11 protein-coding genes are annotated in these 15722 nt (G+C 56.0%); 4 read left to right on the top strand and 7 right to left on the bottom strand.

All coding sequences use genetic code 11. The features are described 5' to 3' along the window. Positions 1 to 73: 73 nt before the first annotated feature. On the top strand, positions 74 to 973 hold the full coding sequence (locus ACOTY9_RS05030) for a LysR family transcriptional regulator (protein WP_059372580.1): 900 nt from the start codon (positions 74 to 76) through the stop codon (positions 971 to 973). Here the strand turns inward: ACOTY9_RS05030 and ACOTY9_RS05025 are convergent. From ACOTY9_RS05025 to ACOTY9_RS05015, 3 genes are all read right to left on the bottom strand, one after another. Beyond that, complete coding sequence (locus ACOTY9_RS05025) at positions 948 to 1736, bottom strand: substrate-binding domain-containing protein (protein WP_059372577.1); 789 nt, start codon at positions 1734 to 1736, stop codon at positions 948 to 950. The genes ACOTY9_RS05030 and ACOTY9_RS05025 overlap by 26 nt on opposite strands. Continuing rightward, the gene (locus tag ACOTY9_RS05020; protein ID WP_059372575.1) at positions 1733 to 3046 is read right to left on the bottom strand and encodes an MFS transporter; all 1314 of its coding nucleotides are present in this window, start codon (positions 3044 to 3046) and stop codon (positions 1733 to 1735) included. The genes ACOTY9_RS05025 and ACOTY9_RS05020 overlap by 4 nt, the downstream gene beginning before the upstream one ends. A 260-nt stretch (positions 3047 to 3306) precedes the next feature. Continuing rightward, complete coding sequence (locus ACOTY9_RS05015) at positions 3307 to 4602, bottom strand: serine hydrolase domain-containing protein (RefSeq protein ID WP_045281550.1); 1296 nt, start codon at positions 4600 to 4602, stop codon at positions 3307 to 3309. A gap of 95 nt (positions 4603 to 4697) precedes the next feature. On the opposite strand from ACOTY9_RS05015, the gene ACOTY9_RS05010 reads away from it, so the two are divergent. Continuing rightward, the gene (locus ACOTY9_RS05010; protein ID WP_045281549.1) at positions 4698 to 5603 is read left to right on the top strand and encodes a LysR family transcriptional regulator; all 906 of its coding nucleotides are present in this window, start codon (positions 4698 to 4700) and stop codon (positions 5601 to 5603) included. Here ACOTY9_RS05010 and fumA read toward each other — a convergent pair. Continuing rightward, entirely contained in the window at positions 5592 to 7241 is a 1650-nt protein-coding gene (fumA, locus tag ACOTY9_RS05005) for a class I fumarate hydratase FumA (protein ID WP_045281548.1), read from the bottom strand. The two genes, ACOTY9_RS05010 and fumA, sit on opposite strands and share 12 nt — an antisense overlap. A 52-nt stretch (positions 7242 to 7293) precedes the next feature. Continuing rightward, complete coding sequence (locus ACOTY9_RS05000) at positions 7294 to 8802, bottom strand: anion permease (protein ID WP_074165009.1); 1509 nt, start codon at positions 8800 to 8802, stop codon at positions 7294 to 7296. A 611-nt stretch (positions 8803 to 9413) separates the two neighbouring features. Here ACOTY9_RS05000 and ACOTY9_RS04995 point away from each other — a divergent pair. Both ACOTY9_RS04995 and ACOTY9_RS04990 read left to right on the top strand, forming a co-directional pair. Continuing rightward, on the top strand, positions 9414 to 12194 hold the full coding sequence (locus ACOTY9_RS04995) for a flavocytochrome c (protein ID WP_045269262.1): 2781 nt from the start codon (positions 9414 to 9416) through the stop codon (positions 12192 to 12194). Positions 12195 to 12287: 93 nt separating this feature from the next. Further along, positions 12288 to 13247: an FAD:protein FMN transferase gene (locus ACOTY9_RS04990; RefSeq protein WP_096217924.1), complete on the top strand. Its 960-nt coding sequence runs from the start codon at positions 12288 to 12290 to the stop codon at positions 13245 to 13247. Here the strand turns inward: ACOTY9_RS04990 and dcuR are convergent. Continuing rightward, positions 13228 to 13947: a two-component system response regulator DcuR gene (gene dcuR, locus ACOTY9_RS04985; RefSeq protein WP_014884414.1), complete on the bottom strand. Its 720-nt coding sequence runs from the start codon at positions 13945 to 13947 to the stop codon at positions 13228 to 13230. The two genes, ACOTY9_RS04990 and dcuR, sit on opposite strands and share 20 nt — an antisense overlap. After that, positions 13944 to 15560 (bottom strand): sensor histidine kinase, encoded by a 1617-nt coding sequence (locus tag ACOTY9_RS04980; RefSeq protein WP_014884413.1) that lies wholly within the window; start codon positions 15558 to 15560, stop codon positions 13944 to 13946. The genes dcuR and ACOTY9_RS04980 overlap by 4 nt, the downstream gene beginning before the upstream one ends. Positions 15561 to 15722: the final 162 nt, after the last annotated feature.

The raw sequence follows: 15722 nt of genomic DNA, 5'->3' as shown, positions 1-15722 counted from the left end.
GGTTGCGGCAGGTTAATAAGCCGTTATTATTTTGGACTTTGTAACGTATTCCCTGACAGGACCGCCAGATACTATGCCCGTGAATTTTGACCTCAACGATCTCTATGCCTTCAGAGCGTTAGTGGAATACGGTAACTTCCGTGTCGCCGCTGAATCTATCTGTCTGTCCCAGTCGGCGCTGAGCCGCAGGATTGAAAAGCTGGAAGCCGCGCTGGGGAACCGACTCTTTGACCGAACCACCCGCCGCGTCTCCCTGACGTTATACGGGCAAAACTTTGCTGAACGCTCCACGCAGCTGCTCGATAACGTAGAGTCAATGCTGGCGGATGTCGATAAAGCCAGCGAAGAGCGGACGGGGCTGATCACGGTGGCCACGGTACCTTCCGCAGCCTGTTACTTTATGCCCGATGTGATCCGTCGCTTTCAGTCTCGCTATCCGCGCGTTCGCATTAAGCTCATCGACAGCAGCGCGGGCAACGTGATGGACGCCGTGGCCCGAAGCCAGGCGGATTTTGGTATTTGCTTCGCAGGAAACTTGTCGTCTGAAATCGAATTTTTCCCGCTGGTGGAGGATGTGTATGTTGCAGCATGCAGAAAGGATCACCCGCTGGCGCAGAAGAGCCAGCTGACGTGGCAGGCATTTTTTCAGCAGGATTACATCTCTCTCGATAAAACGTCCGGCAATCGCAACCTGCTCGATCGCCTGCTGGGGGATATCATTCCCGAGCGTCCCAGCGTCTGCGAAACGCGTCATGTCACCACGATGCTCGGTATGGTAGAGGCGGGGATCGGCATTGCTGCCGTTCCCGCCATGTCGATGCCGACGTCAGAGCACACGCTGCTGACCCATTTGCCGCTGGTGGCGCCGGAGGTGAAGCGTACCGTGGGGCTTATCCGGCGCCGGGGGCGCATCCAGTCCTATATTGCGGCTGAGCTTGAAAAACAGATCACCGAACAGTATCGCCGGACGTAACGGGGATCATCCCCGTTACGCGGATGACTTCCCTTGAGGGCGGTGAGGCGAGATAGTTCAGCAGCGCTTTTCCCTCCGCGGGATGTTCCGCGTCACGGGTGACCGCGCCAGCGAAGCGCGTGATGTATTGCAAATTATCCGGGATTTTACCGATAAAGGTGACGCCCTGAATCGGCAGCAGCTCGCTGACCTGCTGGAACCCGACGGCGTATTTTCCTTTCGCCACTTCTGATGCGACCGGAATGCGCTCGACTTTTGTCGCTTTGCCCGTCACCTCCTTTTCAATCCCCAGCTTTTTGAACAATTCTTCACTGACATACCTGCCGCTGGCGCTGTCTGAGTAGGCGATGGAGCGAGCCTGCAGCAGGGTATTACGCAGCGTCGTCTCGCTGCTGATATCAGGGATATCCGCACCTTTTTTCACGACCATGCCGATGGGAGAGTCCGCGAGTTCAGTCCGCGTACCCGGCCAGGTCAGACGGGCCTGTTCAAGCTTCGCCAGTGCATTGCCCACCATAATCACCACGTCGGCTTTCTCTCCGCGCGCGAGCCGGTTTGGGATTGCCTGCGGCGTAGTGCCCATTGAGGGACCGGGGATGATCACAATGTTATCCCCGGTCCGGCGTTCATACTCCGGAGCCAGCTTTTCCAGGGCGGCCTTGAATCCGCCCGAAATCATGACCTTCACGTCCTCTGCGCAGGCATTGACGCTCAGGAACATCGTCATTAGCGCGATGGCGGTAGAGCGAGACGTACGTTTCATGCGGCCCCCTGTGACTTAACGGTGTTTTGCAGCGATGCCGCGCGGCGACGATAGAGGTAGAGCGTTGCCAGCAACGCGCAGACCGCCGCAAAGCTCATCCAGTATCCCGGCGAGGCTTTGTCACCCGTGTATTCAATCAGCGCGGTTGACATCACGGGGGTGAAACCGCCAAAGACGGCGGTAGCCAGGCTATAAGCCAGCGAGAACCCCGCCACGCGGACTTCAGCAGGCATGATTTCCGTCAGCGCCGGGATCATCGCGCCGTTATACAGGCCGTAGAGGAAAGAGAGCCACAGCAGGACGCTCAGCATCATGGAGAAGCTGGGGGCTGCCGCCAGCATCGTCAGTGCCGGGTAGCTGGTGGCGAGCGCCAGCAGCGTCATGACAACCAGCACCGGTTTACGACCGAAGCGGTCCGAGAGGGCACCGCCCACTGGCAGCCAGATGAAGTTGGAGACGGCCACCAGCAGCGTGACCAGCAGGCTGTCCGACGCGCTCAGCATCAGCACTTTTTTGCCGAAGGTTGGTGCGTAAACGGTGATCAGGTAGAACGCGGTGGTGGTCATTGCCACCATCAGCATGCCCGCGACCACAACCTGCCAGTTTGTCAGCAGCGTTTTGAAAACCTGGCGCATCGCCAGATGATTGCGCCGTGCGTTGAACGCTTCGGTCTCCTCCAGCTTACGACGCAGGAAAAAGATGAACGGCACGATTAAACAGCCAAACAGAAACGGGATGCGCCAGCCCCACTCGCGAATGGCGCTCTCCTCCATCAGGGCATTCAGGGCAAAGCCCATCGCCGCGGCGACCATAATGGCAACCTGCTGGCTGCCGGACTGCCAGCTGGTGTAAAAACCTTTGCGGCCCGGCGTGGCGATTTCTGCCAGATAGACCGAGACGCCGCCAAGCTCCGCACCGGCGGAAAAGCCCTGCAGCAAACGGCCCGTCAGCACCAGCAGCGGTGCCCACAGCCCAATGCTCTGATACGACGGAATAAGCACAATCAGGAATGTTCCGGCAGCCATGATCGACAAGGTGACAATCAGCCCTTTACGACGACCCACTTTATCGATGTAAGCGCCGAGCACAATAGCGCCGATCGGACGCATCAAAAAGCCCGCGCCAAAGACGGCAAAGGTCATCATCAGCGAGGCAAATTCACTGCTTGCCGGGAAGAAGGTGTGGGCGATATAGGTGGCATAAAAGCCGAACAGAAAGAAGTCGAATTGCTCGAGAAAGTTGCCCGAGGTGACGCGAAAAATCGCGCCCGCTTTCGCACGGACCGTTGCAGGTGAGGTTGAGGAAACCATGATTATCTCCAGTTTTTATCGTGACGTTATGCTCGTCTGTTTTTGAAAACTGGATCAGGAAACGGAAATTAATAAGCGCAAAGAGTGAATGAACTGATGCGCGTTGTGCATCAATGACAGGATGTTGACCAGGATTCACATACCTAACAATAACTTAACAATCGTGTGATTTTTTATTCACGCTAATTCGCTAAGTTGCTGATATCGCTGTTTTGTGACATCGCGCAGAGGAGACGCCAGGCAGCGCCTGGCTCTAAAAATCAGCGCAGCGCGTTCGCGATTGCGCTAAACATTAACGATGCTTCCAGCGGCTGAGCGCTGAAGGACGGTTCCGCCTGCGGCCAGGTGGACCACTGGACGATAACCAGGTTCTCTTTCTGATTCACCATAATCATCTGTCCAAAGATCCCCAGCGCCCAGAGCGACCCTTTAAGTGAATTGTCGACCTTTGGCGCGACGTGGGTGGCATTAACCGGCACTTCGTTGTTCCACCACTGATAGCCATACAACCCGTTCGGATGCGCGGCGGACACCGAACCTTTTGCCTGCGTCCAGTCTGAGGACTGTTTTACCCAGCCTTCGGGCAGGATCTGCTTCCCGCCGGGCAATGTGCCGTTATGAAGGATGAACTGACCGAAGCGGCCCCAGTCTTCCAGCGTGGCGTTAAAGCCGTGGGCGCCGACATCATGCTGGCCTTTGCTGTAGGCATGCCATACGCCGTCGCTGGCCATGCCGTAGGGTTGCCAGATGCGTTTCTCCAGATACGCCGCGAGCGTCATGCCGGTTGCGCGTTCAAGCACGTCACCCAGCAGCCACGCGCCGCCCGAGGAATAGGACCAGTTTTCGCCCGCAGGGTGTGCGCGGTGTAACCCTTTTACTAATGTCCGCACGCAGTCATAGGTGCCCGGTTTGGCTTCGCACTCTGTCAGCTTTGCGAAATCGGATCCCGGATTCGTGTAGTCCTCATTCCACGCCACGCCGGAGGTGTGGGTAATAAGCTGTCTCAGCGTCACACCGTCCCAGGCGGTGCCTTTCAAATCAGGTTCATATTGGGTAATAAGATCGTCGAGGGAGTGGATTTTTCCCTCTTTAATCGCTACCCCAACCAGCGCAGAGACCACCGATTTACCGACAGAGCGTGAGGTCCAGAGCGTGCTGTCGGTATTTCCTTCACCCAGATACTTATAGGCAACGTGGCCGTTTTTTAATACCAGCATGCCGCTGACGTTCTGGCGTTTCAGGTAATCATGGAGATCGTAGGTCTTGCCATTCACCTGATAGCGGGCATCGGTCAGCGGTTTTTCTGCGGCCAGCAACGGCGAGGCGTTGCCGTGATGGAATACGTCGCCCGCATAGTTGCGGTAGTCATTGCGGAAACCCACGACGCGGTCGGCCTGGCTCCAGGTGAGCATCGTATGTGCGTCCGGCAGTTTTGTATCAAAAGGGGCGGGACAGGTGTCGAGAACGGTACCGTTGCAGGCAGCCATGGCGGCAGGAGAGAGAAGGCTGCTGACAATCAGCGCCGCGAGCAGAGTGCGGTGTGTTTTGTTTTTCATGTTTTTCTCGTATGGCTCAGGAAGGACTTCAGTTTACGAACCCGCGGCCTATAATAAAAAACGCGTTATGGGGGAAAATCCCCCGAAAAGATACTGTGGAGGATGGCGTGGCGTCATTGATCTATTCGTTTGCCCAGCTTGAGGCGTTCACCGCCGTGGCTGAACATGGCAGCCTGGTGAAGGCGGCCACTAAACTGGGTAAAGACCGCACGACCCTGCGCGATCTGATTGATTTTCTGGAAGATGGTCTGGGTTACGCGTTGTTCCTGCGCGAGGGGCGGACCCTGCGGTTAACGCTGGAGGGGGAGCAGTTACAGCGGCAGGCGCATCTGTTGATGCGTCAGGTAAAAGCCTTTGAGGCGTTCGCCAGAGCCGTTCCGCAAAGCGCGACGCAGGATATTGCGCTCGTCTACGATCCGTTCACCCCGCGCGCTTTTTTGCAGGCGCTGATAGCAAAAATGGCGAGCCAGAATATTCGGCTGAGCCTGACCAGCACCTCGCGTGATGAAGCAGAAGCGATGCTCGCCAGCGGTGAGGCCGATGTGGGGATCTGTCAGGCACGTAATCGCAGCGTAGGCAATGAGATGGAATGGCGGGCGTTAGGGTCCATTGAGATGGATTTTTACGCCTCGAAAGCGCTGTTCCGGAATAACGGCTCTCCGGTTTCGCTACTCGATCTCTCTCTGGTGCCGCAGGTCATTATGCATGCGGCGTCTGACGAGCCGGTCGCGCGCCGTCTGCAAATCTCCGGACATACCCTTTTTACCAATGAACTTGAGATGCTGCGCGGTCTGCTGGAAAAGGGGTGCGGCTGGGGATTTTTGCCGACGCATCTTCATGCGGCGCAGTGGAAGGATGTAAAAAGGCTGCCCACCGAGGTGGGCAGCCAGGGTATAGCTCAGACGATGGTGACCATCTGGAAACCGGGCAGCGACAAGCGCGGGCTTATCAACGAAACGCTGTCGCTGTTACCGGCGTTGTGGAAGTCCTCAGCGCTGTGAGCAGCCTTTGCACTGTTGATTCTGGATCTGCTGGAAGAAATCGTTACCTTTGTCATCCACCAGGATAAACGCCGGGAAATTTTCCACTTCAATTTTCCAGATGGCTTCCATACCCAGTTCAGGATACGCCACGCACTCCAGGCTCTTAATGCTGTTTTGCGCCAGTACCGCCGCCGGACCGCCAATGCTGCCGAGGTAGAAGCCGCCGTGCTTATGGCAGGCGTCGGTCACCTGCTGGCTGCGGTTGCCCTTCGCCAGCATGATCATGCTCGCACCGTGGGATTGCAGTAAGTCTACGTACGAGTCCATACGTCCCGCGGTGGTCGGGCCGAGTGAGCCAGAGGCGTAACCTTCCGGCGTTTTTGCCGGACCTGCGTAGTAAATCGGATGATCTTTAACGTACTGCGGCAGTTCCTCGCCGTTATCCAGCAGCTCTTTCAGCTTCGCATGGGCAATATCGCGTGCCACGATGATGGTCCCGTTCAGCGACAGTCGGGTAGAGACCGGGTGCGCGGAGAGCTGGGCCAGGATTTCATTCATCGGCTTGTTCAGGTTGATGCTCACCACGTCGCCTTCACCCTGCTGACGCAGTGATTCAGGAATATACTGGCCCGGGTTGTGTTCCAGTTTTTCAATCCAGATCCCGTCGCGGTTGATTTTCGCTTTGATGTTGCGGTCTGCGGAGCAGGAAACCCCCATGCCGATCGGGCAGGACGCGCCGTGGCGCGGCAGGCGAATAACGCGGATGTCGTGGGCAAAATATTTACCGCCAAACTGTGCGCCCAGGCCGAGGTTCTGCGCTTCCTCGAGCAGTTCCTGTTCCAGCTTAACGTCGCGGAACGCCTGGCCATGTTCGTTGCCTTCGGTTGGCAGCGCGTCATAGTAGCGGGTAGAGGCCAGCTTCACGGTTTTCAGCGTGGCTTCTGCGGAGGTACCGCCGATCACAAACGCGATATGGTAAGGCGGGCAGGCGGCGGTGCCGAGCGTGCGCATCTTCTCAACGAGATAGTTTTTCAGCTTCGCCGGGACGATCAGCGCTTTGGTTTCCTGATAGAGATAGGTTTTATTCGCGGAACCGCCGCCTTTTGCCATGCACAGGAATTTGTACTCATCACCGTCCACGCTGTAGAGGTCAATCTGCGCGGGCAGGTTGGTGCCGGTATTCACCTCTTTATACATATCCAGCGCGGCGTTCTGGGAATAACGCAGGTTGTCTTCAATGTAGGTGTTATACACGCCCTGGCTCAGGGCGGCTTCGTCACCGCCGCCGGTCCAGACGCGCTGGCCTTTCTTGCCCATGATGATCGCGGTGCCGGTATCCTGACAGGTCGGCAGGACGCCTTTTGCGGCAATTTCAGAGTTGCGCAGGAACTGCAGGGCGACGTACTTATCGTTCTGGCTGGCTTCCGGGTCGTTAAGAATGGCGGCAACCTGTTTCTGATGAGAAGGACGCAGCATAAAGGCGGCATCGTGGAAGGCCTGCTGCGCCAGCAGCGTCAGGGCTTGCGGCTCGACTTTCAGGATTTCCTGCCCCTCGAACTCGGCAACGGAAACGTGCTCTTTGGTGAGCAGATAATATTCTGTGTCGTCATGGGAAAGAGGGAAGGGGTTCTGGTAGATAAACGGTTTGTTTGACATAGCTTGCTCCACAAAAATAAAACCGCCGGAGGAAGACCCCGGCGGTCAGAAATCAGAACATCATCGACATCCACGGATAACCAATCAGCAGCAGGGCCGCCAGGAAGATGGCACCGAAGATAGTGCCCAGGCGCCAGTAGTCTTTGGTTGGCAGGTAGCCGCTACCGTAGTAAATCGGGCTTGGGCCGGTACCGTATGGGGTGATGATCCCCATTACACCCAGCGAGGTCACCATCAGCAGGACGAACACTTCCATATTCATGCCCGGAATGGTGGAGGCGATGGTCAGCATCGCGGGCAGCAGCGCGGTGGTGTGTGCGGTGGTGCTGGCAAACAGGTAGTGCAGCAGGTAGAACGCCAGCAGCAGGACGATAGTCGCCACGCCCGGAGAGATACCGCTCATCAGCAGACCGCCTTCTTTACCTAACCAGCTGATAAAGCCGGTAGAGGAGAGGCCATCCGCCAGCGCCACCAGGGTGGCGAACCAGACGAAGGTGTTCCATGCGGCTTTGTTACCGGTGATATCGTTCCACTCCAGCACACCGGTCCACAGCATCAGACCGACAATTAACAGGGCAGCCATGGCCGGTTCAATCCACGCCGCGGCGAAGATCCACATCAGTAACGCACAGCACACGAAGACCAGCAGCAGGATCTCATTGCGCGACAGTTTGCCAAGTTTTTCCAGCTCGCGGGTCGCCCACAGCGGTACTTCGTTATTCACTTTCACTTCAGGCGGGTAGAACCAGTAGGCCAGCAGCGGCATGGTCAGAATCAACAGGATGCCCAGCGGCAGGAACGCGAGGAACCAGGTACCCCAGGAGATATCAATCCCAACGGTGCTTTTCACCAGCGCCAGCGCCAGCAGGTTCGGCGCCAGAGCGGAGAGGAACATAGAGCTGGTGATACAGGCCGCGGTGATAGCCACCCACATCAGATAAGAACCAATTTTGCGCGCGCTTGGGTCGTTGGGTTTTGAGCCGTACAGCGGCGGCAGGTTAGCGATAATCGGGTAGATGGTCCCGCCGCTGCGTGCCGTGTTGGACGGGGTAAACGGTGCCAGCAGCAGGTCTGCAAAGGTAATAGCATACCCGAGCGTCAGGCTGCGACGGCCGAGATATTTTACCAGAATCAGCGCCAGACGGCGGCCGAAGCGGGTTTTGTCATAGCCTGCGGCAAACATAAAGGCACCGAAAATCAACCAGACCGTTGAGTTACCGAACCCGCTCACCGCCCATTTGAAGGAGGCGCCTGCCAGCTTGAATTTTGGATCTGCCAGCTGGTCCGGGCTGAAGAGCACCCACTGGCTACACAGCGCAATGGCGACCACGCCGGTCAGGCCAATCACCGCGCCAGGCAGTGGTTCGAAGATCAACCCGACGATCACGCCAACGAAGATAGCGAAGTAGTGCCACGCGTAAGGCGGTAAACCTTCCGGTACCGGAACAAACAGCAGCAGTACGGCGACGATGACGGGCAACGCCATCATGAGCAGTCGTTTCGCTTTTCCATTTGATGCCTGGTTCGCCACTTGGGGCGTTACAGCAGTTTTTGTATTCATAGTTTCACGTCTTAAGTTGTCAAAAATTCGGTGGTGCAGAAAAAACCAAATGCGTTTTTTTAAGTTTCTTTGCTTTTTTTAGTTATTAAAGGTGCGGTTTGATTTTTTCATTAATAACGATTTAACGCCTTTCTGTGTGCGTTAAATTAAAAATTGATGATGTTTTTATATTGCGCTTTTGGATGCTGCAACTATTGATCAGGATCAAAAAAACAGAAGTGCGGCGTTATTTTCGTGCTTTTATTAATAACCACTCTGGCGTATGGGGTTATTATTTATTTTTATCGTTTTCTTTATCATTCTTGTAACAATTCAAAATCTGGTATTCTTTTTATTGTTTGATTTTATTGAATTTTTTACGGTTAAAGGAAATTGGTATGACCAATATTTATTTAACTTATTTTAAATTATTGTAAACGGGTAAATTATTATCACTAACACCATTGTGTTATTTCTGTTATCTCAGGGATTAAATAGTTTTTTAACTAACGTAATGGCTTTAGAAACTAAAAAAATCATTATATTGGTATCATGACATCGGCAAATAACAACCAATTTAAAAATTAAACCCGATAACGAATTCTTAATTTTAAAAGTTTGGAGTTTCTATTATGAGCACTAACGAACGCATTCTTAGCCCCTTCACATTACCGAATGGCACCGAACTGAAAAACCGTTTGTTAATGGCCCCGATGACCACCTGTACCGGCTACTATGACGGTACTGTCACCAGTGAGCTGGTGGAGTACTACCGGGCTCGCTCCGGCAGCATCGGTACCATCATCGTGGAGTGCTGCTTCGTTGACGATCTCGGTCTCGCCTTCCCGGGCGCCATCGGTATTGATAACGACGAGAAAATTGCCGGGCTGGCGAAAATCGCAGAGGCGATTAAATCCAAAGGTTCGAAAGCGCTGCTGCAGATCTACCACGGCGGCCGTATGGTTGACCCAAAACTGATTGGTGGCCGTACCCCGGTTGGCCCAAGCGCGGTGGCCGCACCGCGTGACGGTGCCGCAACGCCGGTTGCACTGACCGCCGAAGAAGTAGAAGGAATGATCGGCAAGTTTGGGGAAGCTGTGCGTCGCGCCATTCAGGCCGGTTTCGACGGCGTGGAAATCCACGGGGCCAACACCTACCTGATTCAGCAGTTCTACTCACCGAACTCTAACCAGCGCGATGACGAGTGGGGCGGCAGCCGCGACAACCGCGCGAAGTTCCCGCTGGCCGTGCTGGACATTACGCACAAAATGGTGCGCCAGTACGCGGATGATGCCTTCATCATTGGTTACCGCTTCTCCCCTGAAGAGCTGGAAGTCCCGGGCATCCGTTTTGAAGACACCATGTACCTGCTGGAGAAACTGGCCGCGCGCGGCGTGGATTACCTGCACTTCTCCGTCGGTGCAACCCTGCGTCCTTCGATTGTTGACACCCAGGACCCGACCCCGCTCATCGAAAAATACTGCGCGATGCGTTCAGAAACGCTGGCGCAGGTTCCGGTCATGGGCGTGGGCGGCGTGGTGAATGCTTCAGACGTGAATGACGCGCTGGACCACGGTTACGACCTGATTGCCGTTGGCCGCGCCACCATCGCTTATCCGGACTGGACAGACCGCATTGCGGCTGGCGAAAGCCTTGAACTGTTTATGGACAGCACCAAACGCGAGGAGCTGAGCATTCCGGAACCGCTGTGGCGTTTCTCGCTGGTGGAAGCGATGATCCGCGACATGAGCATGGGCGAGTCTAAATTCAAACCGGGCACCTTCGTCGAGAAAGTGCAGGACGACGCTAACGAGCTGGTGATTAACGTCAGCCTGGAAACCGACCGCATTGCGGACATCGCGCTGGCCTCCGGCCCAAGCGAAGACGTTGAGTTTGTGACCAGCTTCGAAGAGATCCGCACCCGCATTCTGGATGCCAACACCCCGCACGTGGATGCCATCACTGGCGCAACCAGCCAGAGTGAAGCGGTGAAAAAAGCGGTTTCTAAAGCGATGCTGAAATCCAGTAAAGCGCTGGCGGCAGAGGAGGGCGTTGACCCGAACGAAACCCGCAGCGTTGACGTGGTTGTCGTGGGCAGCGGCGGTGCCGGTCTGGCGGCGGCGATTCAGGCGCACGACGAAGGCGCAAGCGTGCTGATTGTCGAGAAAATGCCAACCATCGGCGGTAACACCATCAAAGCGTCTGCCGGGATGAACGCCGCTGAAACTCGCTTCCAGCGCGTGAAGGGTATTCAGGACAGCAAAGAACTGTTCTACCAGGAAAGCCTGAAAGGCGGCGGTAACAAGAACAACCCGGAACTGCTGCGTCGCTTTGTCGAGAACGCACCGGAAGCAATTGAGTGGCTGGCAACCCGCGGCATTATGCTCAACGACATCACCACCACCGGCGGGATGAGCATCGACCGTACTCACCGTCCAAAAGACGGTTCTGCAGTAGGCGGCTATCTGATCAGCGGTCTGGTGCGTAACGTCAACAAACGCAACATCGAGGTGATGCTGGATACCTCCGTCAGTGACATTATTTTCGAAAACGGCGAAGTGACCGGCGTGCGCCTGACGACCGAAGAGAATGAAACCGTCATCGTGGCAACCAAAAGCGTGATTGTGGCGACCGGCGGCTTCAGCGCCAACAGCCAGATGGTGGTGAAATACCGTCCGGACCTGGAAGGATTCGTCACCACCAACCATAAAGGGGCCACCGGCGGCGGTATCGCACTGCTGGAGCGCATTGGGGCGGGCACCGTGGATATGGGCGAAATTCAGATTCACCCCACCGTGGAGCAGAAAACCTCGTACCTGATTTCCGAATCCATCCGCGGCGGCGGGGCGATTCTGGTCAATCAGAAAGGAGAGCGCTTCTACAACGAAATGTCGACCCGCGACAAAGTCTCCGCGCAGATCATCGCGCTGCCAGAGAAATACGCTTACATCGTCTTTGATGAACACGTACGCGCCAAAAACAAAGCTGCGGATGAGTACATCGCCAAAGGGTTCGTGACCAGCGCCAGCTCACCAAAAGCCCTGGCCGAAGCGCTGGGCATGGATCATCACGCCTTCCTGGCAACGCTGGAACGCTACAACGGCTTTGTCGAGAAACAGCACGACGATGATTTTGGCCGTACCACCGCGCTGCGTGCGCCAATCAATGAAGGGCCGTTCTACGCCATTCAGATTGCGCCGGGCGTGCACCACACCATGGGCGGTGTGACCATCAACACTGAAACCTGCGTGCTGGACAGCAACCACAACGTGCTGCCAGGGGCATTTGCTGCGGGTGAAGTGGTCGGCGGGATCCACGGCGGTAACCGTATCGGCGGTAACGCGGTGGCAGACATCATTATTTTTGGTACCCTTGCCGGACATCAGGCGGCGATGCGCGCAAAAATGGCATAAAGCACCTGTGTTGTAGGCCGGATAAACGCAACGTTATCCGGCGATTTCCCCGGCGGCGCGGTGCTTGCCGGGGCTACATCTGAGGAAACATGCATGTCAGATAACCGTGTTTACAGTTACTCCGCCGTCCTGATGGGTTCCCCCATCCTCCTGAAACTCTTCTCCCATGACGAAGCCCTCGCCTCCCGCGTGTTTCGACTCATCAAACAGTATGAAGATCTGCTTACCGTCAACCGTGCCCACTCGCAGGTGATGGACATCAACCACGCGGCTGGTCAGCATCCGGTCATCGTCAGCCGACCGGTGTTCGAGCTGATCCGCTGTGCAAAAGCGGCAAGCCTGCTCAAGGACAGCGCTTTTAACCTGGCGATAGGCCCGCTGGTGAAGCGCTGGAAAATTGGTTTCCGGGGTGACAGCGTTCCGCCTGCTGATGACATTGCGGCGCTGCTGGCGATTACCCGTCCTGAGGATGTCATCCTTGATGAGGCGCAGAGCAGCGTGTTTCTGGCGAGAGCAGGCATGGAGATCGACCTGGGCGCCATCGCCAAAGGCTATATCGCTGACCGGGTGCGGGATTACCTGCACAAAGAGGGGACCGAGCGGGGACTCATCAACCTGGGAGGAAATATCCAGACGTTGGGCTCACCGGAAGGGGGCTGGAGCGTCGGGCTGAAAAAACCGTTCGTCAGCGACGCGCTGATTGGCGCGATGACGGTGGAAAACCGCTCCGTGGTGACTTCAGGAACCTACGAGCGCTTCTTTGAGCAAAACGGCAAGCGCTATCACCATATTCTCGATCCGCGCACCGGATACCCGCTGGACAACGCGCTGGACAGCGTCACCATCGTGTCAAAAGAGTCTATCGACGGCGATATCTGGACCACGCTGATGTACGGCATGGGCGTGGAGAAGGGCTGCGCGGCGCTGCGCTCTCGCCCGGATATTGAAGCCATTTTTGTGACCAAAACAAAAGAAGTGGTGATCTCATCGATGCACCACTTCCGCTTTACGTTGCTGGATAATACCTACCGCGTTACTGACAGTACTGCTTAAGCAGACCCGTCTGTTCCGGCTGGAGACGGTAACGATACACTGGCCGCCCGGTGGCACCGTAGTGAATGCTGGTGAACAGAATGTTGATTTGCGCCAGCCAGATCAGGTATTTGCGGCAAGAGACGCGGGAGATATTCACCGCGCTCGCCAGGTCATCGGTGGAAAACTCCATCTCCGGGTGGGCGTCAATCCACTGGCAGATCGTGCGCAGCGTCTGCGGCGTTAACCCTTTCGGCAGTTTTTTGCTGTCCGCCAGCTCCGGCGCTCCGCCGTGGATCAGGCGGTCAACGTCGGCCTGTTCATAATACGGGTGCGATTCCATCAGGTTATGCTTCGCTTTCCAGCCGTTGAGCGCCTCTTCAAAGCGCGGGAACTGGAAGGGTTTGATCAGGTAATCCACCACGCCGTAGTGGATAGAGGTCTGGATCGTGGCGGCATCGGCGGCCGAGGAGATCATAATGACATCGATCGGGCGGCCGGACGCGCGAATCACGGGCAGCAGATCCAGCCCGTTATCCTGCTGCATATAGACATCCAGTAGCACCAGATCGACCGGCTGACCGGGGTCGTTAATCATGGCCTTCGCCTGGTTGAGCGTGGAGGCGACACCGCAGCAGCTAAAGCCTTCAACACGGTTGACATACAGACGGTTGAGGTCGGCCACCATGGCGTCATCATCGACAATTAATACATTTATCACGCGATATTCCTCTCGCTATCCCAGGGGATGTGAACAAAAAATTGGGTAAAGACGCCAGGCTCAGACTCCACGGAGATCTCTCCGCCCAGGTTCTGAATCTGCTGGCGAGCAAGGAACAGCCCAACGCCGCGGTTTTCACCTTTCGTTGAGAAGCCCTTAGTAAAAATAGCCTCCAGCTGAGTGGGATCAATGCCGGGGCCATCGTCGCTGACTTCGCAACTAAGCCAGCCATTCTGATAATGCAGCAGCAGGCCGATCTCGCCTTCCTGCTGTCCTTCCATCGCGTCGAGCGCGTTTTCAATCAGGTTACCCAGCGCGGTGATCAACACCGCGACCTGCTCTTCGCTGGCGGTATCCGGTATCTGGCTTTCGTCCGCCAGCGTCAGGGTGACGCCCGCCTCTTTTGCCCGGTTGATTTTACCCAGCAGGAACCCGGCAATGACCGGCGATTTTACCTTGCTCTGGATCGTACCGATATCCGTCTGGTAATTATGCGCCGTCTGGATGATGTACTCCTCCAGCTTGTCGTAGCGCTTCATATGCAGCAGGCCAAGGATCACATGCAGTTTATTCATAAACTCGTGCGTGTGGCTGCGCAGGGCATCGACGTAGTTGACCATGCCATCAATGCGCTGCATCAGCTGGCTGATTTCCGTTTTATCGCGGAAGGTGGCGATCGCCCCGATGACCTGCTCCTGGCTTTTGACCGGCACCATGTTGCACAGCAACAACCGACCGTTACAGCTGATCTCCTGATCCTGGCGCGCGACGCCGGTTTTTGAAATCTCACGCAGGCTGGCTAAAAGTGGTGCGCTGGCGTTTTCCGTTTGCTTGCCGGAGGGCAGGAGTAAAATTTCTCTGGCGGTGTGGTTGATCATCGTCACGCGCCCGTGAATATCGACGGCCAGTACGCCTTCGCGAAGCGACTGCAGCATCGCCTGACGTTGTTCGAAAAGGGCGGATATCTCGTAGGGTTCGAGGCCGAACAGAATGCGCTTCAGCACCCGCACCAGGCCCCAAATCGCCATCGAACTCATAAAGATACTGAATAATATCGTCCAGAGCGCATTCAGCCGCCCGCGGGCAATCTGGTCTTCCACCTTTTTGAGAGAGATACCGACCACCACCACCCCGATCTGATCGTGCTGGCTGTCATAAACCGGGGTAAAGACGCGAAGCGCTTCGGCGAGGGCGCCCCGGTTAACCGAGACGTTCTCTTTACCTTCCAGGGCGGGTTCCAGATCGTTGCCAATAAAATGCAGGCCAATCAGTGCTTCGTTTGGGTGCGAGTAGCGAATACCGCGCATGTCGGTCACCACGGTGAGCAGCAGATCGTTACGTTGGGTGACCGCTTTGGCGATGGGCTGAATGATGTCGGCCTGCGGGGACTGCATCAGGCCTCGCTGGATCTCCGGGCTGTCGGCCAGCGTGCGGGCGATACCCAGTGCGGTGTCTTTGACATCATCGCGGGTGGCCCGGGTGATCTGAACGGAGTAGAGCGCAAAGACCAGAAGCAGCACAGAAGCAATAATCGCGCATACCATCAACGTGACCAGCGTGTTCAGTTTCATGGGGCGCTTGCGCGTCAGAAGGAAAGGCTGCAAATCGCTCATCAATACTCCGCGATGATTAACAAAGGGGTAATTATCGCTGATGACGCGCGTTTCTTAAAGCCATGTAAAGGCATGGATTTGGTCCTCTTTTCGTGACCCTCCTCGCAGGTCATCCATATAAAACACTTTATAGTGTGTGGGTACTCATAATAAGGAGGCTGT

The organism is Enterobacter cloacae complex sp. SHL012 (genome assembly GCF_049237505.1).
Taxonomy (GTDB): Bacteria; Pseudomonadota; Gammaproteobacteria; order Enterobacterales; family Enterobacteriaceae; genus Enterobacter; species Enterobacter kobei.
This window is presented reverse-complemented; position numbering and strand designations above follow the sequence as displayed.

Coding starts and splice junctions, on each gene's coding strand:
- ACOTY9_RS05030 (WP_059372580.1), top strand. CDS start 74: ATGCCCGTGAATTTTGACCTCAACGATCTCTATGCCTTCAGAGCGTTA.
- ACOTY9_RS05025 (WP_059372577.1), bottom strand. CDS start 1,736: ATGAAACGTACGTCTCGCTCTACCGCCATCGCGCTAATGACGATGTTC.
- ACOTY9_RS05020 (WP_059372575.1), bottom strand. CDS start 3,046: ATGGTTTCCTCAACCTCACCTGCAACGGTCCGTGCGAAAGCGGGCGCG.
- ACOTY9_RS05015 (WP_045281550.1), bottom strand. CDS start 4,602: ATGAAAAACAAAACACACCGCACTCTGCTCGCGGCGCTGATTGTCAGC.
- fumA (WP_045281548.1), bottom strand. CDS start 7,241: ATGTCAAACAAACCGTTTATCTACCAGAACCCCTTCCCTCTTTCCCAT.
- ACOTY9_RS05000 (WP_074165009.1), bottom strand. CDS start 8,802: ATGAATACAAAAACTGCTGTAACGCCCCAAGTGGCGAACCAGGCATCA.
- ACOTY9_RS04995 (WP_045269262.1), top strand. CDS start 9,414: ATGAGCACTAACGAACGCATTCTTAGCCCCTTCACATTACCGAATGGC.
- ACOTY9_RS04990 (WP_096217924.1), top strand. CDS start 12,288: ATGTCAGATAACCGTGTTTACAGTTACTCCGCCGTCCTGATGGGTTCC.
- ACOTY9_RS04980 (WP_014884413.1), bottom strand. CDS start 15,560: ATGAGCGATTTGCAGCCTTTCCTTCTGACGCGCAAGCGCCCCATGAAA.